Here is a 25,369-nt window from a genome sequence, read left to right on the forward strand (position 1 = left end):
AAATAATAATTTTAACCAGTAATCAAAATGAAGAGATCAACTTACCACAGCATCTTGTTAATTGTCAGTATGCTTTTTATAAATTCATTTGAATTAAATGCACAAGCAAAGAAAGATAAGAAGAAGACAGAAAGCAGAATATCCATTACGTCAATGTCCCCATCTAGTGGTTCATTAGCCGGTAATACGAAAGTCACTTTAATTGGAACTGGGTTCGTAAAGGATAGTATAGTTAATGTTTTTTTAAGAGATTCCATTACAGGCGCCAATGCTGGAGTAGCTGAATATAAATTCATATCGAAAACTGAAATTACTTTTCTAACTCCAGCCGTTAGTTCGAAAACAGCAAAAACAGTTTATATAGAATGGTTAGGAACAGCAAAAGATTATTACAGTTCTACGAAATTTGAATATAAAAAACCTTCGATTTCGAGCATTTCACCTAGTAAAGGTTCGGTAGTTGGTAATGATACCATAACTATTAAAGGAAAGTACTTTTCAAATGATCCGTCTACAGTAAATGTAAACTTTAATGCTGCTGGAGCTCAGAAAATACTCTCGGTCACCGATACTATAATAACAGTTATTAATCCTAGTTATCCAAAGCCAGAAAAGGTAAATATTAAAGTGGGTGTTCAATCTGTATTTTCAGATACTACTGCAAAAGATAAGTTTACCTATACAAGTGATGCTCCTGATAGTATTTTCGTCATTTCGTTAAATAACAATATTGGTTTGTCTGATAAATATAAAGTCTATGTACTAGGATATAGCACGGCGTCTAAAAAAATGTTGACCGTAGCTTCTAGTGGAACTTTAGGTGTTTTCTCTTCGATGTCAGTATCTCCTGATAGTGGTTATGTTGAATCATTTGAATTGGGAAAAGAAATCACAAAAATTCAAGTCAGTAATAAAAATCCCATAGTAGGAGCAAGAATCTATTTCTTTGCTGTTGATAAAACTGCTAGTTACAAGGATAGTTCTAATCATAATCTGAAACATAATCTAGCGGTTAAATACTTGGATTCAGGATCTACAGTTATTCAAGTAGGGAATCCGCCTCAAACAGCTTATCCTCAATATAATTACATCGAAGCTACCTTTAAAACCAATGAAGGATTATACATTGATATATCAACTGTAGATGGTTTTTTCTTCCCGCTTTCATTGATAGCTCAAAACAAAGAAGGAGTGGAGCTTGATCGAATCGGGCAACCACAGAATGTCTCTGCGCAACAGATTACAGATGCTTATCTGCCATTTATGGAAAATCTAAAGGCAGGTGGGGAAAAAACAGATGGTTATAAATCTCTTGCTTATAAAGTCAATAAAGACCTTACCGCACTATTAAATCCTGGACTTTATTTAGATAATAACACAAGTGAACTAGAAACAGTTTTTGACGATGCGTTGAATACCCTCTTTTCTAGTACAGATATGAAAATTTGGCAGAATGGGGCAGGAACTTTTTCCGCTTTTTATGATGTAACCCCAGATACCAATCAGACTTTCCCTGGAACTACAAATAAACACCCTGCACTTAAATTTACAAGTGCAACAAATAAAACGTTGTATGTTTTCAATCCAGTTGGATTTTCGGTGGTTTCTTATCTAGACAAAACGACAAATGCTAGAATGCCTATTATGGGGAAAATAGATAAGAATGTGCTAACTTTTACGAATCCATTGCCATCAAATACAGGACTACAAGTAGGAATGTACGTTAGTTCAGGTGGCGGGTCAACAGATGGTACAACAAAGATTGTTAAGATCAATAAAGTGAACAATCAAATTGTGTCTGTAAATCTAAATTCAAGCTCAAAGTCAACGTTAAATTTCCAATACAAGTTCTCTAAAGCACCAACGAATTATTATTATTCCTCCGGTCAAATGGCCTTTGCTGGAATTGGAGTATTGGCAGATGGTGCGTTCAGATATCCTACGGATGTAAATAGCCAAACGGTAGTCAATGGTTTTGAAAACCAAATCAGTACTGCTTTGAATAGAGGAGTGGCTATTAGTCAAATTAATGCCAATGGAAAGAAGGGAGGAACTACCGAAAATTGGGCGATAGAAACCAATTGGTACCCAAAAAACCAACCTCAGAATTATTTTTCATATTTCATGCATACCGCAAAAACAAGTGATGGTAAGAATATTTTTAGTTTGCCATTGGATAGTGTGAAATCTGCAAGAGGGGCCTATATGTCAAGGGCGTATGGTTTCGCTTATGATGAAAATCCTAATCCGTTAGGTGGATATGTACGACCACAAGTTCCTTCAGAATTTCCTGGTGTATTTCCAAAAGGAACTACTCAATTACTATTAGAATTAGGCCCTTGGTTGACGCCAAAGAAATAATAAGCGCATTTATGAATAACCTGAGTTAGTTTAATCCTAAAATGTTAAATCCGATCAATCAATATTAAAACTTATTGATTGAACGGATTTTTGTATTTCTAGTGATAAGAATTAGTAAAAACTTTATGCTTTAAAACCAATCACACAAACATCGTCCAATTGTTCTAAATCTCCTTTCCATTGTTCAAAGTTTTGCTTGATAATGGTGAGTTGTTCATCAACAGGTTTTACTTTAATTGAAAGGAGCAACTTTTTGAAGTTGACAGACTTATATTTCTTTCCTTTATCTCCGCCAAACTGATCAACATAACCATCGCTGGTCATGTAAATCAAGTCACCTTTTTCTAATTGGATTGTATGATTTGTAAATGGTTTTTTCTCTGCATATTTACCAATCGGTTGTTTATCTCCTTTTATCTCGATTAGTTCCTCAGCACCATTTTTAATGAGCCATAATGCATTCTGTGCACCTGCAAATTGCAATTCCATCGTTTTGGAATTGTAGGCACATAAGGCGATATCCATCCCATCTTTTACTTCCTTTTCTGATTTTTCAAAACGCTCAATTACAATATCTAATGTTTTGTCTAGAATTGCAGCCGGTTGGGTTTGTCCAAATTCTTTTAGCGCTTGGTTAAGCGCATTGCTACACACCACACTCACCAATGCTCCAGGAACTCCATGACCTGTGCAGTCTGCTGCTGCAAAAATGACTAAGTCCTCTGTGGTTTCCATCCAATAAAAATCTCCGGCAACGATGTCTTTTGGTTGGTAAAAGATAAAACTCTCCGCCAGATAGTTTTTAACCAATTTAATAGGAGGGAGTATCGCTTCTTGAATCCGCTTCGCATAGTTAATGGAATCAGTAATCTCCTTGGTTTTCTCTTCCAATTGGTAGTGCTGATTTTGAATTTCGTCTCTCTGAATTTCGGCCACCTGCTTTTGGTCTAAAATAATGGTGGCTTGTGCTTTTTGTTTTCTATAACTTCTAAAGCTCAGAAAACCAAGAGATCCAATGATTAGTAAAACAACTAATATTATGTAGTTAATTGATTTCTGGTTATCTAACAATAATGCTGTGGAGCTCAACTGATTCTTAGTCTTTAAAAGGTTTGTTTTTGCTGAATCTAAGCTTGCTTGCGACTGTTCTACCTTTTCAATATTTTCAAGGTATTCTTGTTCCTTCAATCCAATTGAAGAAGATAATTTGATTAGTTCATTGGATTGGTTTTTAATTTTATCTTGAACGATTTCTAGCTCTTCTTTTTGCTCATTAATGTTCTCTCTCAAACTAGTAATCTCCTGATCCTTTTTTGAAACCTTAGACATTTCCAAGGTTAAATCAGATTCCAGTTTGGCTACTAATTTATCATAATCCTCATTTGACATTTCAACAGCTGCCTCATTTTTAACCTTTTTATTTACTTCAGCAGTTGGAATTTTCGTTTTTGCAGCAATACTCGATTCTTCCCTTGAGATGTCGAACTTGCTATAAGTTTGAATTCCTATTTTAAGCAATGAGTTTGCTACTGTAATGTTTTGCTTTTCAAGCTCTTCTTTATTAATGTGAAACTTTAATCGATTATCAATTTTTTTAAAGTTGATCATACACTCATCATTTGGGTACTGGTCACTGATCACCAAAACAGATTCGTATCCAATTTTTTTATAAATAGTCTCTATTGGAAATCGTGTATAATCATTAATATATACCATTTGAAAGGACTTTATGTCACTTAAATCCGTCATCCTTACAATTTCAAAATAAGCGTCATTAACCCGCTTCACTTTCGCCATAGATTCTAGAGCTGCAGTTAATTCCTCATTATTCAATACGCCAATTCTAAACTTAGTGGTATAGGCATCTTTTGGCCAACTAATGTACTTAGTGAAATTGTAGATAAAAGCTGCCCTTATTTTTGCTTCAGTATCTAGGTCGGCTGATTTAGAATAAGAAAAAGTAGAGTTGATGCTAATCAAAATGATTAATCCTATTCGTATCGTTTTATTAAAAAAATTACCCAAACCAATGATTATTAGTTAATATACTGCAATGTACAATAAAAAGTGTTCATTTTTACATCAAAAATGAAAGGCAGTTTATTGAAGAAAGTTAGGGGGAATGTCTCGAATTATAAATTCAATTACACTCGAATATGTTGCGCGATAATCTTTTGATCAAAGAACACTTCAGCCTTATCTTCAAAACTTTTGGCGTCATCGGTGGTGTAAAAAAGCATTTTTCCATTTTTACTGCAATTGGATTCCACTTCAGGGTGGCGTTGCAAATAATCAGATAAACTGGCGGCTACTAACTCACCTTGAGCAATCACTCTAACAGACGATGGAACGTATTTTTCTATGATAGGTATCAACAAAGGGTAGTGGGTACAAGCCAAAACGATAGAGTCAATATCTTTGGACTGCTCCAACAATGCTTTTATGTCTTTTTCAACCACATAGTGAGCTCCCTGTCCATCTATTTCATTGTTTTCTACCAGTGGTACCCACAATGGGCATGCATGCTGATAAACCTCTATTTGTGGATGAAATTTATTGATTTCTATCTTGTATGAATCTGACAATACCGTTCCTTGAGTCGCTAAGATTCCTACTTTATTGCTTTGTGTATACTGATTGATGGTTTCTGTAGTTGGTCGAATAACGCCAAGCACTTTTTTGCCTTCTGGTAAATCTTTTTGCTGAATGGAACGCAACGCTTTCGCTGAAGCCGTATTGCAGGCTAGTATAACCAAATTACATCCCATCTCAAACAACTTAAATACACATTCTTTAGTGTATTCATAAACCGTTTCAAACGATCGGATACCGTAAGGAATACGCGCATTGTCTCCTAAATATATGTAGTCGTACTGTGGTAAGGTTTTATGTATTTCTTTAAATACAGTTAATCCACCATAGCCTGAATCAAAAATCCCTATCGGAGCATTATCGTTCATATAGAAAGTGTTTTCTTTTTTATGCAAGCACGAATTTAAGGTTATAAATGATAACTGAGATTAAATGCTAAACCAATTGTATTTGTTTTTAAATGATCTTTTTTACTATGGTCATCCAATAAATCAATTAACTCAAAATTACATTTTGGGCACTCAATCAAATGCAACATAACTAATCACCTAAACTGTTTCGGTTTTAAATTCTGGTTGGCTAATTCAGCCACTTCTTTAATGCGCTTTTCTCTTGTTTCAGCTCTTTTAGCAGATATAACCCAGTAAAGGATGGACTTCTTTGTCGATTTACTAAAAGCCGAGTAATTCTTATTGGCGTTAGGGTGTTGATTAAAAGCTTCTTTTAAATCCTCTGGTAAGATAAGTAGTTCTATTTCATCTAAGACACTCCAAGATCCATTCTGTTTGGCAATTTCAATACAAGCGCGGCCGGCGTCCATCATCAGTCCTTTTTCTTCCAATTCAATTACTTTGTCCTTGTTGATTTTAGACCAAGTGCTTTTGGGTTTACGCTGACTAAAAAACTGGATGAATCTTTCATGGTCAATCGATTTTCTAACGCTATCAATCCAACCAAAACAAAGGGCTTCATCAACGGCATCACTCCATGATATACTCGGTTTTTTAGAACTCTTTTTGTAGCAAATTAACCAGATAGAATTAGAGGTGAGGTGGTTATCTTGCAACCATTGTCGCCATTCTTCTTTACAAGTTGGGTAAAATGTATCGAGGTCTTCCATGGATTGTTTCAAATGACTATTAAACAGTAATTGATTGCTCGAATTTACAAAAATCCATAGAGTAGTTCGGAAGGAAATTATGGCTTTCTATTCATTCTTTTAGAGAAGTATTGATATTCCATGTCAATAATGGTGTCTCTCCAATCACTAATGTTGGATTTAGAAATTACCTTCGATTCATTGTAAAAAGTACAAGTTGAATTTTCGCAATCCATTGTCACAAAGTAGTTTCCTATAAATTTAAATGATCCTTTGATTGTCGAACTGTCGGTATTGTAGACTATTTTTTGTTCTCCACTAGAAATAAACTCTTCACATACAGTACTGTCGGCATAGTAATTGACCATTTTTTCGGTATATCTGCTACTGCAGAAGCTATTCGGATCTGTTCTTTCGTTCCAATATTTCCACAAACCAGACCTTTCACCATTTACAAACTCACCTTGAAACTTTAAATCATAATCAACAAGAATTTCAATTGGAGTACTCTTTTGACCTACGTTCCTCGGAATTTTTTGGTTTTCTCTGCTATAGGTTCGCTTTTCATATTGACTGAATTGAAAAGTTGGCAATTTTATTTTGGTAAAATCACCTACCACAGTATCTACATCATTTACAATCACTATTGTTTGACTAGAGTCGAGGTGATAATAATTATCAAGTAAACTCAATTGCCCAAAAACCATGTTTGAACAAGTCAATAATAAAATATGGAGTATTAGAATTCTCAATTGTGATGAATAGTTTTAATTAGTAACTACTAAGCTACTACTTTCTCACCAAGTATTTTAACTTGAAAAGATTAAATGATTTTAATCAGTAATCACCACTTTTCGGTATTGGTAGCCTTCATTGGTTCTAATAGAAATGAAATTATTAACGTAACTTCCAATTAAAAGGCATAATAAAATTGTATCCGACGGATTCGCCTTTTGTTTTAGCAGATGCATACCACTTTGGGCAATTGTCTATCAACCTGATGATCTCAACCTCTAAATATGGATTTACTCCCTTTTTGATTCCTTCAAAATGCAATACGCCCTCATTATCAAGCATTAATTGAGCATAAACAGTTCCTTGCACATTCTTATCCTTAGCTTCTTTTGGATAGGCAATATTCTTAACAATATACATTTGAAAACTATCCCCATTTGAACTAAATATTCCTACGGAGTCAGGGATTCGACTAATATTGGGTAAAGAATCATATTTCAATAGATCAAATTTTAGCTCATACATTTCAAACTGTGTAGTGGAATTCTCAATTTTGGTAAATCGATCATCTATTTTTGTAACTATTTCTTTTGCTTTATACCCTTTCCATCTTCCTAATGGGGTTTCATTCAAGAGTGCTTTATATAAAACGGTATCTCCATTATCAGGGTTAATGGTTATCCATTCCTGCAATCCACTTTCCGATTGCATTTCAATTTCTATAAATTTCTTAGTATCACTTTTCAATGCATTATTGAGCAACTTGTTCTTTGTTAATTTTTCTTTTCTGAAAACCTCTTGAGCTTGTAAATTTGATAATGTAATAAGAATTACTAAAACTAATAGTAGGATGTATTTCATTTTTATGTTGGTGTGTTGCGAGGTGTAGTTTTTCCGTGGCCTAAAATACTATTTTTAGGGAAATTAAATGCTCATTTTTATGCTTCACTTCACGCTCATCGACATCGTCAGGTTGTCATAATAGGTATAGTTATGTTTGAAGAATCCAGGAATTACTCCATTTTCTACAAATCCCATTTTGCGGTACAATCCTAACCCCAATTCGTTTTGAGAATAGACTTGCAACCAAATCAATTCAAGGATTGGGTTCTGTTTCGACCAATTGATAATTGCAGTAATGAATGCAGAACCTAAACCACTGTTTCTAAATTCGCTCAAAATCCCCATGCCAATCATGGCTGTGTGCTCCATCACTTTCCTGCGATTACCGGTGAGATCGATATTCCCTATAATGCGGTTGTTGTGTTCCGCCACTAAAAGCAACGAATTATCATATTGAATGAAGTTATTTATCCACTCTTCACATTGCTTTGTTGTCATTGTTACTTCTTCGGCCAACTTCGGAATAAACTCGCTCTCCCGAACGTATTCTTTGATGGTGTTTAACAACTTTTCGGCGTCAGTAATTACAGCAGCTCTTATTGTCACTACTTTTCCGTCTTTTAGTTGAATATTGAGTGGAGGAGGGGCTTGCATGTTATTCTGAAATACAAGTTTTAATTTCACAGACACATCTTTGCTCATCATTTAACTTTTCTTGATCTAAGGTATAAGTCAAAGTCCAATATTTACATGCATCTGGAAGGTTATTAGATTTGAAATACAACGAGCCTAATAAATAGTTAATATTTAGATCTGTTGGTTTATAATTTTTAGCATGCATAATTCTTCTTAATGCCTTTTTCGTATCTCCTGTTTGGGCTGCTTTTAGACCACTGTTGTAACAGTAATTACCTTTGTCATTATTCGTAAGAGTATGGGCTAGTTTATTAAGTGTAAAATTTAAAGGAATTATAAAATAGGTCTCAGTCTTTTTGTCAAATCTTATTGTTGGGATGCATTTAGGCATATTTTTAGTATGATTTATTGCGGCAGTATTCAATCTGATATCTGCAGGAATAATTAAACCTATATCCTCAACTAAACCATTCGTGTCGATTTTAAAGTCTAAAAGCGTATAGCCAACAATATCCTCATTAATAACCTCTTCAGGGTACTTTATGGTAGCATAGTACTCCTGAAAAGTCATTCCATTTGTAAGGTTGGCAATTTTAGAACTCGCTTTCACTTTAGCTTCTGAAGCATCCACTATTCTATATTCTTCTATACCTGTAGAATCATACCACACCCAGGTATTTACTGGTTTCCCATTGTTGTACTCTTTTTCGCTCACCAATTGCCCTTCAAAATTCCATTCAAGCCATTTCCCATGTAGCTCACCTTCTTTGTATTCACCTGTAGATTCCTTATTTCCATTGAAATAATACTCAACGTGTTTTCCATTTTTTTTCTTCTTTTCATAAGCGAACTGTTGGTCAATTCGCCCATTGATGTGATACCAAGTAAAAGTGTCTTTTTCTATCACGAGATTTTTGTTGTTGTAATACCCTGTCATTTGTAGGGTTCCATCTAAATAATAGTCCGTTACTTTCCATAATTTTCGTTCAACTTTCTCAATATTCCTTTTGTACATGGCATCGCCTTTCGCCACCTTATCGCCATTACTATTTATGAAGTATTCATTTTGTGCGGATAAGAATAGTGTAAATAGGAGTGAAGTAATTAATAATGTATTTGCTTTCATCTGTTTTCTAGAGTGTTTATAATTTGAGCGTTTTCAAGCTTATAAAGTAACGTATTTTTTTATTTGATATAGAATCCTTTAAACGTTTTTACTCATTTTTAAATGTGGAATTCCATCTTCATCAAAATAGTCGCCCACAGAATGATAGCCATTATTTAGATAAAAGTTAACCGCACTGTCTCTCGCATGGCAATAGAGGATATTTACACCAATTGAAGTAGCATAAGACTCACAGAATTCCATCATCTGAGACCCAATTTCAAGATTTCTATATTGATCTGAAACTGCAACCCGCTGCATTTTTAGTTTTGATTCTTCAGGAACCAATACCGCTGTAGCAACTAACTTTTCGTCGATCAATCCAATGATATGAATGTGATTTTGTTCTGCTTCTAACTCTTCGGCAGTAAATCGCTCTCCCAATGGCTTGCGCAAAACTTCTACTCTCAAATTGACAGCTGCCTGCCAATCAGCGCTTAAATGTGGAACTGTTTTAAAAATGGGTTTCATGGATGGTATTTCTTTTGGTATAAACTTATGAATAAACTCTTTTGCTTTCCCTATATTTTTACTGACAAAAGAATTAATTCAGGAAGCAATTCTACCTTCTCTTTTTTCTCCAATACCTTGGTATGGGTTGTTCGTTATCCATTTTTTTAATGCCTTTGTTTCTAAGAATCATTTCATTTGAATAGAACATTGCTGAAGAAGTGGAAAAACTTCTATACTCTGTCTTTGATTCTCTACGCAAGTTGCAAATTAGCCGCTCTATAGCTGAATGCCTTGGTATGGCATGAATCTGGCGCTTCTGGATGTATAAATCTTAAAATTAAAACACATGCATAATTTAAACAAATACAAACAAAAAGTAGCAACAATCTTAACTGTTGTATTAATCGGAATATTTATTAATGCTTGCAGTACATCCTCTACTGCTGTTACAGGCAGTTGGACCAATGAAACGGCACCATCAGCAAAATACAGCCACATTGTAGTGACACCTTTAATTGCCAACAAAAGCATTATGACCAATATGGAAAATGAGCTCGCTGAGAGTTTGTCAGCCTATGGTATAAAAGCCGAGAAAGGAAGTAGCCTATTGCCTCAAAAATACATTGATTCTACCGTAGACAAAAAAGCTATTTTTCAATCTTTAGAAGATCGAAAAATTGATGCGATTCTAACAGTCTCCATTGTAGACCAAGAATCTGAAACACGTTACGTGATGGGTAATCGTCCGTATTCTCCTAGTTCGGCGTACTCTTATTATGGAACTTATTGGGGATATTACGATTACATGTATCCTACAGTATATGGTCAAGGTTATTATGTAACTGATCACTACTATTACATTGAAACCAACTTATTTGACGCTAAAACTGAAAAGCTAATATGGTCGGCTCAAACAAAAACGCATGATCCTGCTACCATTGAAAAATTTACCAATGATTTATCAGAAAAGATTACCGAGCAGATGAAATTAGATGGTGTCATCTAATACATTAGAAAAACACTTTTTATACAAACAGCGGTTGTCGTATTTACGTCAACCGCTGTTTTTTTTATTACTATTTTGAAATAGTATTGATATTGAATGCCCCTATAGATTACTTCTTAATTACTGGAGCAAAAAGAAAATAGAAAATCCAGGCAAACCAAGAAACAAACAACACAGCGATTAACCAGCCAACCTTTTCTGCGCCTTGTGTTTTATTGGACAAAGCTATGATAGCAACCGGAATCAGCCATGCAATTCCGATGAGTATTAAGACAACTATTGAAAACGATGCTAATTCTTCCATGTTTTTATTTTAAAGTGTGTCATAAATATACCTTTCTTTCAGTAATTAGAGATTACCTTTTGCAAGGTTTTTCATTGTTTATAATTTATGTCCTTTCCTATTTTTTAAAATAGTTCTTGTACCATTCAATTTGATCGTGGTCGATTGCTTCTTTTTGTATTTGATGAGAGGAATCAATTTTAGAGTAAAGGATTTCCAGTGAGGCATAATCCCGTTGACTAATGATTTTGATTCCGTGCCGATTCAATTGAGCTGCACAAACACCCATTCCAATTTGATAGATTGGGTTCTCTGAAAATCTGGAGCCATTATAAATGACCTGACTCCCACAAGCGCCGCTAGAATCCATAAGTACGGCCAACTCTACGTCATTTTCTTGCGCAATTTGTAGCATTTTTAAGGACGCCCGAATCATTTCAGCTGTGATGTCTTTTCCTGTTTGCGTAATCACTCTTGCTTTCCCATCCAATACGTCATCTCCATTTCCTCCCTCGCAGTCAGGTGTTTCTCTCGGAGTTCCCAACACATAATCTTCCGGACAAAAAGGAATCAATTTTACATTTTGATACTGCATCAATTTCAAAGCACTAGGGTAGGTTCCATTGCTGCTGCCGTCTACACCACACAGTTCTCCAAGAAGGCAAGCGCTTGATAGTATTCTCAACGGATTCTCTTTTGTAGGTATTCTTAGGTTGTTTAAATATTCTTTATCGGTCATAGTTGTGACAATTGAATATAGGGAGTTTATATAAGATTAGCTAGCTGTATTTAAGCATCTAAATTTAGCAAATACAAAGCAAATACAAATGGATACTCAGAAGTAGGAGAGAAGGAATTGCATATTTCCTGCTTTAAGAATAGTTAATTATTCAATTTTTATTTCTATCAAATTAGCCCCTTTTTTCAGTTCATTTGGTTCTATCAAGTCCCACAGATTTCCGTATAAGTCTTCAAAAACGGCAACAGTTCCGTATTCAAACTCAGTTGGTGGTCTCACAAAATTTATCTTTCTGTCTGTCATTTTATTAAAATCTCTCCAGAAGTCATCTGTGAAGAGAAAAAAACCAACTCTACCGCCAGTTTGGTTTCCAATGCTTTCAGCTTGTCGCTCATCAGAAGCTTTGGCAAGTAATAGGCAACACTCTTTTGCTCCAGGAGGTGCCACTATTACCCACCTTTTAATATCGTCAATTATTGTGTCTTCAAGAAGAGTGAAATCTAATTTTTGGGTGTAAAATTCAATTGCTTCATCATAATCTTTCACGACTAAGGCAATATGAGCAATTCGTTGGTACATTGTTCTTTTTGAATTATTAATTACTGAATCAGCTAAATGTAACAAATACAAACCAAATTTGAAATTCAACTAGATTTTCAGGTATAGAAGAATAGGAGAAATTACCTATAAACGGTGTTTGATTTCCGCTTTTATTGATCTGTGATTCCATCTTTTTTCATTAAGTCAAATCCATAATCTCTTAACATTGATATTACAGGTATAGCATCTTCGCCTTTATCAGTAATTGAGTATTCCACTTTGGCAGGAACTTCCGCAATGATGGTCTTCTTTACAAATCCATCTAAGCACAATTCTTTTAGGTTTTTACTCAACATTCTATCTGAAATGTAAGAGATGCTTTTTTTTAATTCGGAATACCTCCAGACTTTGTCTTTCAAACGCCATAAAATCGGCATTTTATAGGTTCCACCTATTTTGGTGAATACATATTCTACCGGGGTGTAATATTTCTTGTTTTCACTTAAAAATTCGGGCATACTTACAAAGATGTTAGTTACTAACAAATGTAGCAATTTGTAATGTAAGTTAATATTCCAAATACCTTTGTTCAAACAAAAAGTCATAAAATGAGCACTCAAGTAAAAGAAATAGAAAACCATGTACATTTTCATGGTGCAGCGTACAAAGGAAAAATTTTGATGGTTGTAAGTAGTCCAACTGTTTCTGAACAAACAGGTTGGCCAATTGGTTTTTGGGCAGCAGAATTGACTCACCCATTACTCGTATTTCAAGAAGCAGGTTTTGAGGTCGAATTAGCTTCTACTGAAGGCGGAAAGGTAGCTATGGACGGTTATTCGAATCCAACAGATGAAAGTGGTTATTCAGCACACGACATAATTTCATTGGGATATATGCAACAGGAGTGGTTTAATCAAATGTTGGCAGACACTAAAAAAGTAACAGAAGTCGATTCAAAGGAATATGATGCCATCTTTTTAGTAGGAGGTCAAGGACCCATGTATACCTTTAAAGGAAATCACGAATTAGAAAAATTATTTGCTAGTTTCTTTGAAAATGGAAAACCAAGTGCGGCGGTTTGCCATGCCACTTCTATGTTATTGGAAGCAACAAAAAGTAATGGAGAATTGATTGTCAAGGGTAAAACTTGGACCGGATTTGCAAATACAGAAGAAGATTTTTCGGACCAAGCAGTGGGACTAAAAATTCAACCATATCGAATTGAAGAGGAAGCAAGAAAAATTTCGGAAACCACCTTTAAAGTAGCCGCTCCATTTACTTCTTATGCCATAATGGATGGTAATTTGATTACCGGACAGCAGCAAAATTCAGGAGCTGATGCAGCGAAATTACTTGTTGAACAATTACAAAATAAATAAAAATATGAAAAGAAAAGCAACAGCCAAATGGCAAGGAACAGGAATGGAAGGTGCTGGACAATTAACCACAACTAGCGGAGTGTTTAACAACCAACCGTATTCCTTCAAAACTCGATTTAAGAATGAAGACGGAACGCTCGGTACTAATCCAGAAGAACTAATTGCAGCAGCGCATGCAGGTTGTTTCAATATGGCTTTGAGTTTTCAGTTACAAGGCGCAGGTTTTACTCCAGAAAACTTACAAACAGAAGCTGTTTTAACGATGGAGAATATTGACGGCCATTTTAAAATAATGGGCATTGAATTACAGCTGGAAGCGACCGTTCCTGGAATGGAACAAGAAAAATTTCAAGCAGTTGCAGAAAATGCTAAAAGGAGCTGCCCAGTTTCTCAAGCTTTAGCTGCTATTGAGATCACGCTTAAAGCTACATTAAAAAGCTAAAACAGTTAATTCGTACAGTTTAATAAAATAAAGAAAATGAAATTAGCCTTTATCGGAATCGGAAATGTGGGTTTTGCCCTTGCTAATAATCTACAAAAAAATGGTCATGAAATAATCGTGGCTCATGAAGACGCAACTAGTGAAACAGTAAAAAATGCACTTCGTAAGAATAATAATTTTACCACTAAACAACTGCAAGCAGCTGTTGATGTTGCAGACATTGTATTCCTGGCGACTCCCTTTACTGCCAATGAAGAAATACTAAAATCAATCACATTCAATGGTAAAATACTCATTGATTGCACCAATCCTGTTGGAAGTGGATTGACTCATGGCCTAGAAAGTAAAATCTCAGGAGCTGAAAAAATACAAGAATGGTCAACAGGTGCTCGCGTAGTGAAATCCTTTACCATTTATGGGTTCGAAAACTTAATGGATGCTAGTTTTCCAAAATACGAGGTAAAGCCGGTGATGATGATTGCAGGAAATGATGCGGCGTCTAAAAAAATAGTTGCCACATTAAACACCGAATTAGGGTTTGAGACACTTGATACCGGAAATTTAGATCAAGCGTTGCATTTAGAGCACATGACTTTACTTTGGGTAAAAATGGTTAGAAGAGACGGACATCAACCCAACCTTACTTGGGCCATGTTAGAACGTTGATCACAGAAATTGAACTAGATTTTCAGGTATAGAAGAGAGCAAGTAATTGGCCATCGTTTTAGTCATATTCTTTTAGCTTCCAAGTGCTATCCTTTTTAAATAAATGATACTTGTTAGTGGTATAAATTGAAATATTTTGAATGTTTTCCATTAACTCTATATCGGGTAAATTTAATTCAGGTGTATGATGAACGATGAGTTGATTGATGTTTTTTAACTGAAATAGGAAATCGATTGATTGCAAAGGAGTGTGGTCTATTTCTATGTAGGAAATCATATCTGAGTTTTCTTTCGGCTCTATTTTAGTTAAATCAAAGCCATAACTAATCCTCAGGTTATTAATCTTGTTAAATGAGAAAACCCAAGAGATATTATTATTTGTCCAAACATGATTCAATGTCAAATTATCCAGATCAATATCCGGAAACTCGTGATCAATGCGATTAATATGTACAAAATATAATTTTAAGTCAGTCAGGTTGGGGTATAGTTTAATATTGGACAGATCATTAAGCTCAATTTTCTCATCATTCCAATGTTCTTGAGCCCAACCACTAATTTCAAGATACGAAATAGAAGGAGGAAGAAAATCTGGAATTTTATCAATTTCTTTAATGTTTCCAAGAGTCACTGACTCTAGTTTTGTGAGGTGTTTTATATTGTCTAGATAGTTATTGAACGCCTTATTTCTTCTTTCATTAACATAGTCAATCATTAAAACTTTTACTTGATTGTGCGCATTAAATTTGGGAAATTTTTCAATGTTGGGAGTATGATTAATTCTTAATTCCTCCAGTAAAGGGAGGTCAGTTAATGCATCGATGTCTTTTAAATTGAAAGCATCTGTGATGATTACTCTTTTTAAGGAGTCTAGCATTAACTTTTTAAAAGCGATGGATTCACCCGAATATCTATAGATGGATAACTGTTTTAGGTTCGGAAAATAGTTTAATGCTGATAAATCTGTTAATTGATTGTGTGATTCAATCGTCAGATTTTCAAGGGATTCAAAGTTTTTGAATGGAGTAGGAATTTCCGCTAAGTTAATTATTAGCCTTAATTGTTTTTTTTCTTTTAGAAGTGCTATATGATCAAGATTAGTGGTAGAATCGATAATTATATAATCCCCAATACCATTATTTAGATTTACAAAAGTGTGACCAGGCTGAGCATACACAAAGCTGTGTACAAGTGAAAATAAGAAAATGTAAACAAAAGATCTAATATTCATATCGTGTAATTTGTAATTACAGCTAACGGCTATGTTTATGATTAGTTGCGCAACTAAGCACCTAAATTTAGGAAATACAAACTGAATGGATATTAATGGGAATTTTTAGAAGTGGGAGAGAGGGAGAGGTTGTTATCGAGAGTGTTGGATTACCTATAATCTATTTCTCTTGAAATAATTCTATCCAACTTTCCATTTTTAAAGATTTTTCTTTGAAACCAATTGTCAAATTCATCTAATTCGTACTCGTATTTAAGGGTTGATAATAATAAATCGTTTCTATTGTATTCTTCTAGACCGGTTATGTATTGACAATCGGATTCATAAACTATTTTTCGGTTTTTCTTAGGGTCAGTTCTATTAACAATTTCATCTTTGGTAGCGATTTCATTTCTATCATAAAAGCTAGTAGAAATTGAATTACTCAATGTATCTGACGTTTCTAGATCTATGAAAATTTGCGTCGTGATCTTTTTTTCTATCATGTTGTTTTCTCTGTATTGGAAGGTTTCTATTTGTTCAAATTTCTGATTTGGATAATTTACAATTGCTATTGATTTATCTAATAAAGTGTCTTTATAAAAGTAATCAACGATAAAGGGTAAACTGTCATCTGACATTTTAACTGTCTCTTTTATGAGTTTTTGGAATTCGTTATAGCTGTATTCGATTTCCATAGTTTCGTTTATGAACAACGTTAACTGATTTAGGTGGGTTATCTGATCATTATCGTTGTATTTTTTTCCAGTTATCGCTAGCGTATCTTGCTTTTCATTCTCTAAAGAATCTCTGTTAATTAGAATAGAGTATTCCGTTACCTGATGGGCGCTTTTAGTCAGTCCATTTTTAAGGAGTACAGGTTCTTGGCAACAACCAATGAATAATATCAAGATAACTGAAATGAGAAGTTTGTTCATAGTATTTTAATTTTACTCCATATAATCTTTTAGTCCATTAGTCACATTATCCACAAAAATAATGGACAAATGATCTTCTGGATATCTATGTTTTTCAGTATTCATTTTGTTAAGTAAAGTTTTCCACGTTTCTTCCATATTTTCTTGCATTCCTATCTCATATTGAATAAACTTAGCAATAACTATAAGTTGTTCACAGTTTAGTTTTAGATTGTCATCACAGCTATATCTATTGTAAAATTCATTTGGATATTTTGAGGCATATTCCATTGCATAACCTCCAATAACTTCTGATAATGCGCCGTCCGATATATCAGCTATATGTTGGAAAATTGGATAATAAAAGTCCCTTGAATCTTTTGATGAAGATGTTATACTGTCCATTAATTTGAATGTCATATCATTGTCCATTGGTCTTATTGAGTCGTTTAAAACTAAAAGACCAAACTCCCTCATTGAGATATCAGAATAGTAAGCCTTATGAAAGGGACTTCGCAATGAGTCAACAGTAGTTGTTTCGTTATTGTGAATAATTGAATTAATAGATTCAACATTTGGTTTAATCTCAAACTCCCACTTTCCGGTAATATTAGTTTCTGTTTTTTCGCCCTTCTCCGAACAGGAGAAAAGAAATACTAGTATCAGAAGGTATACTATTTTAGTCATTCTATTGATTCTGATTTGTTTTAATGTATTTGTATCCCAATTATAGAATTTTACAATTCTTTATTTAAAAGGTTTATGATCTTAATCATTGATTTAGCATCTTTAAACTGTTTGAAATGAGAAGGGGAAGCGTAATAATAACATCTATAGAAATTCTTTTTTGCTACTTCTACTAAATAACTAGATCCATCTTTTACTATATAATTGAAACCTTCAATATCATACATGTTTTGAAGTTCAAATATGCGGTTCTTAATCAATTTGTCTACTATCGTCGGCCAAGTCTTTCGTTTTGGCTGAAAGGAAGCGAATCCACTAGAATGCCTCTGACCAATCCATCGATCTTTTTCCCACTTAATAATTAATAGGTTATCAAATTTATCTGGACTCTTGGGGAAAAAATACCAAATCCTAATTTCCATAGAATCCACACCATTTTCCAATAGCTCAAGGTCAATTTGTTTGCTTAATTTGATGATAGTATTATATAAATAGCTAGGGTTTCCACTTTTGGAAAGTGGAATTTCAAATGTTTTATTGTCAAGTTCTTGTCCAAAAAGAATTGAAAAATGTATTATTAAGAATATGAGAAATTGGAACTTCATACTTTTTATCTAATTCATTCGACTATGCGCCTCCATCATTATTTTCATTTTTGGCCAAAATATAAAGGACTTCAAGTGGTGCTGTCCTTATTTATCCCCTTTCTTAAAAGTAAAGTAGTGGGTCTCATTTCCAACTGGTATAGAAATGAAAATTTTATGTGAATATGTATTATTGAATTTAGCAACAACTTTTCCATATATATTAGATAATGGAGGAATTGTAGTAATTCGAAGTAACTCACTTTCTCTTTGGCTTCTTATTTCTCGAAATCTTTCTGTAGTTAAGTCTAATTGTTGCTGATTTTTTTGTTTAGCTTCAAGGACTTTACTTTCATCATATATAGTAGTATATGATGTTGATTGGGAGTTGCTTTTAACTGAAACGCCGTTTGAGCCGCTTGCATAACCAGTACTGTTGGATGTAGTTTTTGAATACGAGTAACCTGCTTGTCTTGCTTGTTGGTCAGAATTCATGCCTTGAAGTCCAGCAGCCATACCTTGTTGGTGTTTAAGTCTTTTCATATATTCTTCGGCACTAAATATAGTGAATTCCTTTTTTTCTTTTTCTGAGTTCTCACCTATTACCTTAATTAAAGAAGGGTTAAAGTTTATAGAATTTAAACTATCATCATTCTGATAATAAATTGTAAGAAATAATTCATTCTTATTATTTTTCTTACCGAAAATCTGTGTAGTAGAATTTTGCAGTTTTGAGGTAGTAATGGGTATTCCATTATCATAAAATATCTCTGATTGATTTTCAACAACTGGTGTTAAATAATAAGTGGAAGTACAACCAATATTAAAAAGTAAGATTAATATGGTTTTTAAATATTTAATTTTCATTTTTTGAATTTTACTCTCAGTTATTGCATTTAATTTGAGCGCGTTGTGACATTACTTGACTGTCGTTTTTATTTTTTCTTTATTTTTAATTCAAAGTATGTGAGCATTAGCTGGCGAAGTTTATTTTGTTCCTCTATTTCTTCATCATTAAGAAATAGTTGTGTAGTTAGTGCTCGTTTATTGTTGAGCAACTCCATAAGGCCTTTTCTAATTGATTGATGATCCCGTTCGATATTTGAATACCCTACAGGAGTATAGGAATTACGTTTTATAGTTACTTTATCATAATTGTAGCCGAGAGCAAGACCCATTTCGTATAACAAATTAGCCAAAAGATCTTCATTTTTACTTAGCCAAACTGAAAAATGATTATCATCAAATGACTGATTTAGATTGTCAAGATATTCGCCCCAAGCAAGTCTAACAGATTGATATTTTTTATCCTCAAATACAAGGTCGATTTGGTTTAATGCGTGTACGTGCTCCTTAGTCAGATTGTTACCTCTTGTTCCCATAAGTGTCCTAAATACCCCAATCTTTTCGGTTCTATTTTCTTTTTTTCTTTCAAGAAATTTTTGAATTTGAACAGATATAATTGGTCCGATAAGTATTGCTGTGATGGTTAAATAATCTACTAATTCCATATTTTCTGTTTTAATATTTGGCAATTCCTAAGTGAGTTGGACTTTGGTTTTTATTAAATGAAATTCCGTAATGGAATTAAATATTATACCTAATCCAATTTTTATCATTTTTCCAACCCCGAAGATAATACAAAAAATCAAACAAATAGAGTAGGAGTGCTTAAAAATTAAACACTTATACAGCTATAGTAAAAAGATGGTAATAATGGAAACTACTCCGTTTTTCGAAAATCAAAATTCTTGATAAACGTCAATTGCCCAATGGGCGTGCTAGAATAAAGGTTGCCGCCCAAATTGTCGTATTGGTTCATATAACCCAATTGTATTTTAGTGGCTTTGTCAAACGCATATCCGGCGCCTACATACAGCCAATTTCTTGCAAAGTTACTCGGCATTAAGTTGCTACTTTGGTTGATCCAAATCTCATCAAAGGCATTTACAAATACCGTATGTCCACTTTTTTTGAACGTAAACACATCTACACTCGCTGTCATTCGGTACCGAAAACGATTGCTGAAGTTGGCTCCACCTTTTATGAGCTCATTGTTTTGTACCACAATCCGTTCTACCCATCGGTGCTATTGCCGTAGTCGGTTCTGAAATTGCACTTTTCCAGAGGTAAAAGAGAAGAACAACTGCTCCCACACATTGTGTTCGTTCAGATTAATACCTTTCGCTTTTCCCATTGGTGCCATATTGATAAAGGTATATCCCACAGAAGCTTCTGAATTGTCATTAAAATGATAATCCAAAGAAGGCCGAAATAAAAACTGTCCCTGATCGGCCAATACCTCAAAAGTTCGTTCGTGAAGTTCATTGGTAACGCTCCAATGGTCAGAAAGCTGCGCACGATTCAGCAATAAAAACCAACTGCTGGCATCGTTGTATCTTACAGTTTGGGCAATACTAGAAAGGGAAATAAAAAGGAATGTAAAAAGTACAAGGAATTGATTCATAGATGTGGGTGATAAAAAGTGAAATCAATTCACAAATATAAAGGGATGTAGATACTCGAACATGTTTTATAGTCACTTGAAAATCTAAAAAACTTTAAAAGAGGTCACTTCTTTTTGCATTTGGTATGGTAAATCGTTTTAATCCAACAGCGATTTTACTTCTTCCCAAAACACTGCAGAAGCTTCCTCATATCTGCCTACTATTTCTGAATAAGCAATCAGATTAGTTTTGAATAATTTACGTTCCCTAGTGTTCTCATGATCTGCACTCAGATCAATAAAAGCCATGCTCCATTTTTTAAACGTTTTTTCTCTTGTTACACCTTTATATAATAGTTTAACATCAGAATGGCGCTGATCCTTTTGGATCGTTGAATAAAGTTCTTCCAACAGTGTTTTATCACCTTCCAATATCTGAAGAAACCTATGATTGTGATAAATAAGACATCCTGATATGAAATGTGTTTCATTGTAATCCCGTGAAGATTTTAAAATGCTTGAAATATCATCAGTAGTTAAATCCAAATTTGCAGTTGATTGGTAAACTATTGTGTACATAATTATTCTTTTTGGTTGTACTATTTTAATTTGACTAAGAATTCCCGCTGCTACCTTATTATTGAATCTTAGATTGATTAGCCAGAATGCAAAATTAGTGAAGTGAAGTGAAAATAATGTTGCATAATTGCAGCTATAAGTTGCAAAAATCACACATTGAAAAGGTGTCAACTGATCTAAAAAAACTTAAAAAGATTTCACTTATTTTAGCGGTATAAACTGCTAGCCGCCAAATCAACACCCAACTATGTCGATTGCTTTAAAAAAACACTTGGTTTCCATTACATTATCGCTCATTGTGATATTGTTGTTCTTGGTCACTGCCAATTTATCTTTCGGAAAAGACAAATGGATAGGTATTTTGGAATCAGATGCCAAAGGCTATTATGCTTATTTGCCGGCAGTTTTTATTTACCACGATTTAAACTTTGGTTTCTTCGATCACATCGAAAAGGAGAAGTACTACCAAGAGCACATTTTCTACGATTACCGCAGTGGGAGTAATGGGTTCAGTACCAATAAATATTACGCAGGTGCAGCATTGGCGCAATTGCCATTTTTCTTAGTCGCTCATGCAGCCACCATACTCACCGATGGTGATGCTGATGGCTATTCGAAGTTGTACATGTTTTCAGTGCCCATCGCAGCCTTGTTTTATCACATGTTGGGGTTGTGGTTTTTAGCGGGTTTATTGCGGTTATATAAAGTTAGAGATACTATTATTTCTTTGTTGTTGTTGGCTACGGCCTTCGGAACGCATTTGTTTGTTTACACGGTAGTAGAAGGAGGGATGTCTCACGTTTTTTCTTTCGCTTTTATCAGCGGATTCTTGTACTATTCCAAACGCTATTTTGATCATCAGAAATTGGTTGATGTGTATAAAATGGCGGTGCTGTTGGGATTAATAGTGCTGTGTCGTCCCATCAATGGGTTGGTGGGATTGTTTTTAATTCCTTTAGCTGGAAATTTACAAACGCTAAAAAGTGGTCTCTTGGATCTATTTTGCAACCTAAAAGCATGGTTAGTTGGTCTTGTTCTATTTGTTGCCATTGTTGGGATTCAGTTGGTGATTTACAAGATCTCTACTGGCAATTTCTTTGTCTATTCATACGTAGATGAAGGATTCAATTTCTCTGATCCTCATTTTTTCGACATTCTCTTCAGTTATAAAAAAGGATTGTTTTTGTATACGCCCATGTTGTTGTTGGGTTTAATTTCAGCGATATCCTTTATTCGATCTAAATCCTTCTTTTCCATCAGTTGGCTGTTGTTTTTTGTCGGAATCACTTATGTTTTTTCTTCCTGGTGGATGTGGTTTTACGGAGGTAGCTTTTCTTCACGGGTTTATGTGGAGTACATTCCAATTTTCATGTTACCATTGGGTTTGTTTCTTGAAAGCGCATCATCCAATGTAAAAAAAGTCACGATAGGGTTAATTATTTGCTTAGTTGGCGTTTGTCAAATTCAGAGCTATCAATACCGCTACTACGAGATTCACTATACCGATATGGATCAAGCTAAATATTGGGAAGTGTTTTTACTACGAAATCGTTTTTAGCAATAAATTAACTGATTAATTCACCATTAAGAATTAACCACAAAGGCACAAAGCCATGCCTGCGGCAGGCAGGAACACAAAGGTTTCGCAAAGTAGATTGTAATTTTAAGTCTAGCTTCTAGCCTCTAACATCTTGCTTCTCTCTTAAACCACAAAGGCACAGAGCCCACAAAGGTTTCGCAAAGTTGATTGGAAATACAAGTCTAGCCTCTTGCTTCTAACTTCTTGCCTCTCTTTTAAACCACAAAGGCACAAAGCCATGCCTGCGGCAGGCAGGATCACAAAGGTTTCACAAAGTTGATTCAATTGTAAATTGACTGATTGATTATTTGATTGATTCACCATTAAGAATTAACCACAAAGTAGATTCAATAATTCAAGTCTAGCTTCTTGCTTCTAACTTCTTACCTCTTTTTTATAACCACAAAGAACACAAAGGTTTCGCAAAGTTGATTCAATTGTAAATTAACTGATTGATTATTTGATTGATTCAACATTAGGAATTAACCACAAATTATATTCAATAAATCAAGTCTAGCTTCTAACTTCTTGCCTCTCTTTAAACCACAAAGCTTTCATTAGTAGGGATTCACAATTTGTCACACTGAGCATTTCGACTGCGCTCAATACAGGCTTTAGTCGAAGTGAACCATTAACCATTCACAATTAACCATTATTTTTACTCGTTAACACTAAATTAACAGTTGAACTATTGTGCAGTTGAAATTACAGGACTAATTTTGGCGCCAAATGAAAAACTATTTCATCAAATATTTTGCTTTAATCGCTATCCTCTTGTTGAGTGGGCTTGGTCAGTTGGCCGCTCAAACTGCATTGGGAGAGAAGCTTCCTACTTTCGTTACTACGAATCAGGAAGAGGAGCAATTTATGACTGCAGATGTTCATGCTGAGCAAGTGCCTTTCATTACTATCTCCAATAAAAACACCCAAGGACAGCAAGGCGAGATTCCGTTTGCAGGGATTGATAAAAAAGAGCCTGAAGATAAATTGATGATGGCGAAGAGCCAATTGGCAAAAGGAAGTCAGACTGTTACTTATCTTTCAATTATTCCAACACACGTTGCTTTTTTCGATTTCGAGAAAGCAACTATTTCATTCTTAGAAGACCAAGCGTCTTTTATTTCTCCAACACCTCTATACCTTGAGTTAGAGGTTTTCCGTATTTGATTATTTCTTGAAGTTAAGGTGTTTTCATAGCGCCTAGCTGTATCCCATAAACTCGTTTTTTAGTTGTGTCTCAACTTTAATTTCGAGTCGTGTTGTGCTATTTGGCATTTTCACAAACGATTAACAACAACCAAATTAATTTTTTAAAATTCAACAACCAATGAAAAGAATTTTCATGACTATGGGGGTTTGTGCATTACTATTCGCAGTAGGATGTGCTTCCCATGAAGAAAAAGAAGAAGCTGAAACAAAATTTTTAGTGACCAGTCCTTTAAAACAAGACACCTCTATCGTTCAGGAGTATGTCAGTCAAATTCACTCCATCAGTCACATCGAATTGAGGTCTCAAGAAAGAGGTTTCTTAGAAAAGATCTTTGTAGATGAAGGAGACTTCGTAAAAAAAGGACAACTGCTATTCCGCATTATGCCGAAACTGTATGAAGCAGAAATGCACATTGCACAAGCGGAAGCCGACTTAGCAGGAATTGAATACCAAAACACCAAAGCATTGTCAGACAGCAATATCGTGTCTAAGAATGAATTGTCGATGGCGAAAGCACGTTACGACCGGGCAAAAGCAGAATTGGCTTTAACGCAAGTTCACTTGGACTTTACAGAGATTAGAGCACCTTTTGATGGTTACATCGACCGTTTTCAAGTGCGATTGGGAAGTTTATTGGATGAAGGTGATGTATTGACCAACTTATCTGACAACAGTAATATGTGGGTGTATTTCAATGTTCCTGAATCAGAATACTTGGATTTGATGGACCACGTGACCGACATCACTAAAATGGATGTGAGTTTAAAAATGGCTAACAACAAGCTGTTTCAACATAAAGGAGTCGTAGAAACCATAGAAGCAGATTTCAACAACGAAACTGGTAACATTCCATTTAGAGCTACTTTTCCTAATCCAAATGGATTGCTAAGACATGGAGAAACAGGAAACATCAGAGTCACTAGACAATTGAATGATGCCTTAATTATTCCTCAAAAAGCCACGTTCGAAGTATTGGAGAAAAAGTTTGTTTTTGTAGTGGATGAAGAGAATACATTGCGCACGAGAGAGATTACAATAGGCGAAGAATTGCCTCATTTGTTTGTGATTACAGGAGGTTTAAAAGAAAGCGATAAAATTTTGTTGGAAGGTTTACGTAAAGTGAAAAACAACGAAGAAATCGATTTCGAATTTGTTTCACCTAAGACCGTAATCACTCAATTAGAGTTGTATTCAGAGTAATCTAACTGACTTAAATTT

At 34.5% G+C, this 25,369-nt stretch carries 27 protein-coding genes and 1 pseudogene; 8 read left to right on the top strand and 20 right to left on the bottom strand.

What is annotated here, in order from left to right; all coding sequences use genetic code 11:
* Positions 1-27 precede the first annotated feature (27 nt).
* Positions 28-2,361: an IPT/TIG domain-containing protein gene (locus ACTB0X_RS00485; RefSeq protein ID WP_463023007.1), complete on the top strand. Its 2,334-nt coding sequence runs from the start codon at positions 28-30 to the stop codon at positions 2,359-2,361.
* Between the two features lie 123 nt (positions 2,362-2,484).
* Here ACTB0X_RS00485 and ACTB0X_RS00490 read toward each other — a convergent pair whose 3' ends face one another.
* The 8 genes from ACTB0X_RS00490 to ACTB0X_RS00525 all read right to left on the bottom strand — a co-directional run bounded on the left by ACTB0X_RS00490 (position 2,485) and on the right by ACTB0X_RS00525 (position 9,902).
* Positions 2,485-4,386, bottom strand: a complete 1,902-nt coding sequence (locus tag ACTB0X_RS00490) for a YfiR/HmsC family protein (protein ID WP_463023008.1) — start codon at positions 4,384-4,386, stop codon at positions 2,485-2,487.
* A 119-nt stretch (positions 4,387-4,505) separates the two neighbouring features.
* A complete protein-coding gene (murI, locus tag ACTB0X_RS00495) occupies positions 4,506-5,321 on the bottom strand; it encodes a glutamate racemase (protein ID WP_463023009.1) in 816 nt (271 codons plus the stop codon).
* A 176-nt stretch (positions 5,322-5,497) separates the two neighbouring features.
* Complete coding sequence (locus tag ACTB0X_RS00500; RefSeq protein WP_463023010.1) at positions 5,498-6,073, bottom strand: YdeI/OmpD-associated family protein; 576 nt, start codon at positions 6,071-6,073, stop codon at positions 5,498-5,500.
* Between the two features lie 77 nt (positions 6,074-6,150).
* Positions 6,151-6,804 carry a hypothetical protein gene (locus ACTB0X_RS00505; protein WP_463023011.1) on the bottom strand — a complete coding sequence of 218 codons (654 nt, stop codon included), beginning with the start codon at positions 6,802-6,804 and terminating at the stop codon, positions 6,151-6,153.
* A 145-nt stretch (positions 6,805-6,949) separates the two neighbouring features.
* Positions 6,950-7,648, bottom strand: a complete 699-nt coding sequence (locus ACTB0X_RS00510) for an energy transducer TonB (RefSeq protein ID WP_463023012.1) — start codon at positions 7,646-7,648, stop codon at positions 6,950-6,952.
* Positions 7,649-7,732: 84 nt separating this feature from the next.
* Positions 7,733-8,314 (bottom strand): N-acetyltransferase family protein, encoded by a 582-nt coding sequence (locus tag ACTB0X_RS00515; RefSeq protein WP_463023013.1) that lies wholly within the window; start codon positions 8,312-8,314, stop codon positions 7,733-7,735.
* On the bottom strand, positions 8,286-9,392 hold the full coding sequence (locus ACTB0X_RS00520; protein WP_463023014.1) for an energy transducer TonB: 1,107 nt from the start codon (positions 9,390-9,392) through the stop codon (positions 8,286-8,288). The genes ACTB0X_RS00515 and ACTB0X_RS00520 overlap by 29 nt, the downstream gene beginning before the upstream one ends.
* Positions 9,393-9,470: 78 nt before the next feature.
* Positions 9,471-9,902: a GNAT family N-acetyltransferase gene (locus ACTB0X_RS00525; protein WP_463023015.1), complete on the bottom strand. Its 432-nt coding sequence runs from the start codon at positions 9,900-9,902 to the stop codon at positions 9,471-9,473.
* Between the two features lie 328 nt (positions 9,903-10,230).
* Here ACTB0X_RS00525 and ACTB0X_RS00530 point away from each other — a divergent pair, with 328 nt between their 5' ends.
* Positions 10,231-10,890 carry a hypothetical protein gene (locus ACTB0X_RS00530; RefSeq protein ID WP_463023016.1) on the top strand — a complete coding sequence of 220 codons (660 nt, stop codon included), beginning with the start codon at positions 10,231-10,233 and terminating at the stop codon, positions 10,888-10,890.
* A 109-nt stretch (positions 10,891-10,999) separates the two neighbouring features.
* Here the strand turns inward: ACTB0X_RS00530 and ACTB0X_RS00535 are convergent, their stop codons facing one another.
* The 4 genes from ACTB0X_RS00535 to ACTB0X_RS00550 form a co-directional block, all read right to left on the bottom strand.
* Entirely contained in the window at positions 11,000-11,194 is a 195-nt protein-coding gene (locus tag ACTB0X_RS00535) for a hypothetical protein (protein ID WP_463023017.1), read from the bottom strand.
* A gap of 97 nt (positions 11,195-11,291) precedes the next feature.
* Positions 11,292-11,912: a 2-thiouracil desulfurase family protein gene (locus ACTB0X_RS00540; RefSeq protein ID WP_463023018.1), complete on the bottom strand. Its 621-nt coding sequence runs from the start codon at positions 11,910-11,912 to the stop codon at positions 11,292-11,294.
* A gap of 147 nt (positions 11,913-12,059) precedes the next feature.
* Positions 12,060-12,491, bottom strand: coding sequence for a VOC family protein (locus ACTB0X_RS00545; RefSeq protein WP_463023019.1), 432 nt, complete (start codon positions 12,489-12,491; stop codon positions 12,060-12,062).
* Positions 12,492-12,622: 131 nt separating this feature from the next.
* Positions 12,623-12,970 carry a winged helix-turn-helix transcriptional regulator gene (locus tag ACTB0X_RS00550; protein ID WP_463023020.1) on the bottom strand — a complete coding sequence of 116 codons (348 nt, stop codon included), beginning with the start codon at positions 12,968-12,970 and terminating at the stop codon, positions 12,623-12,625.
* A gap of 90 nt (positions 12,971-13,060) precedes the next feature.
* Between ACTB0X_RS00550 and ACTB0X_RS00555 the strand changes: the two genes are divergently transcribed.
* The 3 genes from ACTB0X_RS00555 to ACTB0X_RS00565 are packed head-to-tail and all read left to right on the top strand — an operon-like array spanning position 13,061 to position 14,939.
* Positions 13,061-13,831, top strand: coding sequence for a type 1 glutamine amidotransferase domain-containing protein (locus ACTB0X_RS00555; RefSeq protein ID WP_463023021.1), 771 nt, complete (start codon positions 13,061-13,063; stop codon positions 13,829-13,831).
* Between the two features lie 4 nt (positions 13,832-13,835).
* A complete protein-coding gene (locus ACTB0X_RS00560) occupies positions 13,836-14,273 on the top strand; it encodes an OsmC family protein (protein ID WP_463023022.1) in 438 nt (145 codons plus the stop codon).
* 27 nt (positions 14,274-14,300) lie between these two features.
* Positions 14,301-14,939, top strand: a complete 639-nt coding sequence (locus tag ACTB0X_RS00565) for an NADPH-dependent F420 reductase (RefSeq protein ID WP_463023169.1) — start codon at positions 14,301-14,303, stop codon at positions 14,937-14,939.
* Positions 14,940-14,997: 58 nt separating this feature from the next.
* Here the strand turns inward: ACTB0X_RS00565 and ACTB0X_RS00570 are convergent, their stop codons facing one another.
* The 8 genes and pseudogenes from ACTB0X_RS00570 to ACTB0X_RS00605 form a co-directional block, all read right to left on the bottom strand.
* Positions 14,998-16,170, bottom strand: a complete 1,173-nt coding sequence (locus tag ACTB0X_RS00570) for a hypothetical protein (RefSeq protein WP_463023023.1) — start codon at positions 16,168-16,170, stop codon at positions 14,998-15,000.
* A 149-nt stretch (positions 16,171-16,319) separates the two neighbouring features.
* On the bottom strand, positions 16,320-17,087 hold the full coding sequence (locus ACTB0X_RS00575; protein WP_463023024.1) for a hypothetical protein: 768 nt from the start codon (positions 17,085-17,087) through the stop codon (positions 16,320-16,322).
* A 12-nt stretch (positions 17,088-17,099) separates the two neighbouring features.
* Positions 17,100-17,753, bottom strand: a complete 654-nt coding sequence (locus ACTB0X_RS00580) for a hypothetical protein (protein ID WP_463023025.1) — start codon at positions 17,751-17,753, stop codon at positions 17,100-17,102.
* A 50-nt stretch (positions 17,754-17,803) separates the two neighbouring features.
* On the bottom strand, positions 17,804-18,358 hold the full coding sequence (locus tag ACTB0X_RS00585) for a hypothetical protein (protein ID WP_463023026.1): 555 nt from the start codon (positions 18,356-18,358) through the stop codon (positions 17,804-17,806).
* An 87-nt stretch (positions 18,359-18,445) separates the two neighbouring features.
* Positions 18,446-19,204: a hypothetical protein gene (locus ACTB0X_RS00590; RefSeq protein WP_463023027.1), complete on the bottom strand. Its 759-nt coding sequence runs from the start codon at positions 19,202-19,204 to the stop codon at positions 18,446-18,448.
* Between the two features lie 68 nt (positions 19,205-19,272).
* A complete protein-coding gene (locus ACTB0X_RS00595; RefSeq protein WP_463023028.1) occupies positions 19,273-19,848 on the bottom strand; it encodes a DUF6680 family protein in 576 nt (191 codons plus the stop codon).
* Between the two features lie 212 nt (positions 19,849-20,060).
* Positions 20,061-20,804: pseudogene (locus ACTB0X_RS00600) on the bottom strand (DUF2490 domain-containing protein).
* Positions 20,805-20,942: 138 nt separating this feature from the next.
* Entirely contained in the window at positions 20,943-21,362 is a 420-nt protein-coding gene (locus tag ACTB0X_RS00605; protein WP_463023029.1) for a BLUF domain-containing protein, read from the bottom strand.
* A gap of 247 nt (positions 21,363-21,609) precedes the next feature.
* Here ACTB0X_RS00605 and ACTB0X_RS00610 point away from each other — a divergent pair, with 247 nt between their 5' ends.
* The 3 genes from ACTB0X_RS00610 (at position 21,610) to ACTB0X_RS00620 (ending at position 25,351) form a co-directional block, all read left to right on the top strand.
* A complete protein-coding gene (locus ACTB0X_RS00610; protein WP_463023030.1) occupies positions 21,610-22,920 on the top strand; it encodes a hypothetical protein in 1,311 nt (436 codons plus the stop codon).
* A 750-nt stretch (positions 22,921-23,670) separates the two neighbouring features.
* Positions 23,671-24,108 carry a hypothetical protein gene (locus ACTB0X_RS00615; protein WP_463023031.1) on the top strand — a complete coding sequence of 146 codons (438 nt, stop codon included), beginning with the start codon at positions 23,671-23,673 and terminating at the stop codon, positions 24,106-24,108.
* 160 nt (positions 24,109-24,268) lie between these two features.
* Entirely contained in the window at positions 24,269-25,351 is a 1,083-nt protein-coding gene (locus ACTB0X_RS00620) for an efflux RND transporter periplasmic adaptor subunit (RefSeq protein ID WP_463023032.1), read from the top strand.
* Positions 25,352-25,369: the final 18 nt, after the last annotated feature.

The sequence above is a fragment of the Acidiluteibacter sp. genome, from assembly GCF_055129545.1.

Excerpts from the sequence above, each read along its gene's own strand:
- ACTB0X_RS00485 (WP_463023007.1), top strand. The coding sequence starts at position 28 with ATGAAGAGATCAACTTACCACAGCATCTTGTTAATTGTCAGTATGCTT.
- murI (WP_463023009.1), bottom strand. The coding sequence starts at position 5,321 with ATGAACGATAATGCTCCGATAGGGATTTTTGATTCAGGCTATGGTGGA.
- ACTB0X_RS00500 (WP_463023010.1), bottom strand. The coding sequence starts at position 6,073 with ATGGAAGACCTCGATACATTTTACCCAACTTGTAAAGAAGAATGGCGA.
- ACTB0X_RS00510 (WP_463023012.1), bottom strand. The coding sequence starts at position 7,648 with ATGAAATACATCCTACTATTAGTTTTAGTAATTCTTATTACATTATCA.
- ACTB0X_RS00520 (WP_463023014.1), bottom strand. The coding sequence starts at position 9,392 with ATGAAAGCAAATACATTATTAATTACTTCACTCCTATTTACACTATTC.
- ACTB0X_RS00525 (WP_463023015.1), bottom strand. The coding sequence starts at position 9,902 with ATGAAACCCATTTTTAAAACAGTTCCACATTTAAGCGCTGATTGGCAG.
- ACTB0X_RS00530 (WP_463023016.1), top strand. The coding sequence starts at position 10,231 with ATGCATAATTTAAACAAATACAAACAAAAAGTAGCAACAATCTTAACT.
- ACTB0X_RS00535 (WP_463023017.1), bottom strand. The coding sequence starts at position 11,194 with ATGGAAGAATTAGCATCGTTTTCAATAGTTGTCTTAATACTCATCGGA.
- ACTB0X_RS00540 (WP_463023018.1), bottom strand. The coding sequence starts at position 11,912 with ATGACCGATAAAGAATATTTAAACAACCTAAGAATACCTACAAAAGAG.
- ACTB0X_RS00545 (WP_463023019.1), bottom strand. The coding sequence starts at position 12,491 with ATGTACCAACGAATTGCTCATATTGCCTTAGTCGTGAAAGATTATGAT.
- ACTB0X_RS00550 (WP_463023020.1), bottom strand. The coding sequence starts at position 12,970 with ATGCCCGAATTTTTAAGTGAAAACAAGAAATATTACACCCCGGTAGAA.
- ACTB0X_RS00555 (WP_463023021.1), top strand. The coding sequence starts at position 13,061 with ATGAGCACTCAAGTAAAAGAAATAGAAAACCATGTACATTTTCATGGT.
- ACTB0X_RS00560 (WP_463023022.1), top strand. The coding sequence starts at position 13,836 with ATGAAAAGAAAAGCAACAGCCAAATGGCAAGGAACAGGAATGGAAGGT.
- ACTB0X_RS00570 (WP_463023023.1), bottom strand. The coding sequence starts at position 16,170 with ATGAATATTAGATCTTTTGTTTACATTTTCTTATTTTCACTTGTACAC.
- ACTB0X_RS00575 (WP_463023024.1), bottom strand. The coding sequence starts at position 17,087 with ATGAACAAACTTCTCATTTCAGTTATCTTGATATTATTCATTGGTTGT.
- ACTB0X_RS00580 (WP_463023025.1), bottom strand. The coding sequence starts at position 17,753 with ATGACTAAAATAGTATACCTTCTGATACTAGTATTTCTTTTCTCCTGT.
- ACTB0X_RS00585 (WP_463023026.1), bottom strand. The coding sequence starts at position 18,358 with ATGAAGTTCCAATTTCTCATATTCTTAATAATACATTTTTCAATTCTT.
- ACTB0X_RS00590 (WP_463023027.1), bottom strand. The coding sequence starts at position 19,204 with ATGAAAATTAAATATTTAAAAACCATATTAATCTTACTTTTTAATATT.
- ACTB0X_RS00595 (WP_463023028.1), bottom strand. The coding sequence starts at position 19,848 with ATGGAATTAGTAGATTATTTAACCATCACAGCAATACTTATCGGACCA.
- ACTB0X_RS00605 (WP_463023029.1), bottom strand. The coding sequence starts at position 21,362 with ATGTACACAATAGTTTACCAATCAACTGCAAATTTGGATTTAACTACT.
- ACTB0X_RS00610 (WP_463023030.1), top strand. The coding sequence starts at position 21,610 with ATGTCGATTGCTTTAAAAAAACACTTGGTTTCCATTACATTATCGCTC.
- ACTB0X_RS00615 (WP_463023031.1), top strand. The coding sequence starts at position 23,671 with ATGAAAAACTATTTCATCAAATATTTTGCTTTAATCGCTATCCTCTTG.
- ACTB0X_RS00620 (WP_463023032.1), top strand. The coding sequence starts at position 24,269 with ATGAAAAGAATTTTCATGACTATGGGGGTTTGTGCATTACTATTCGCA.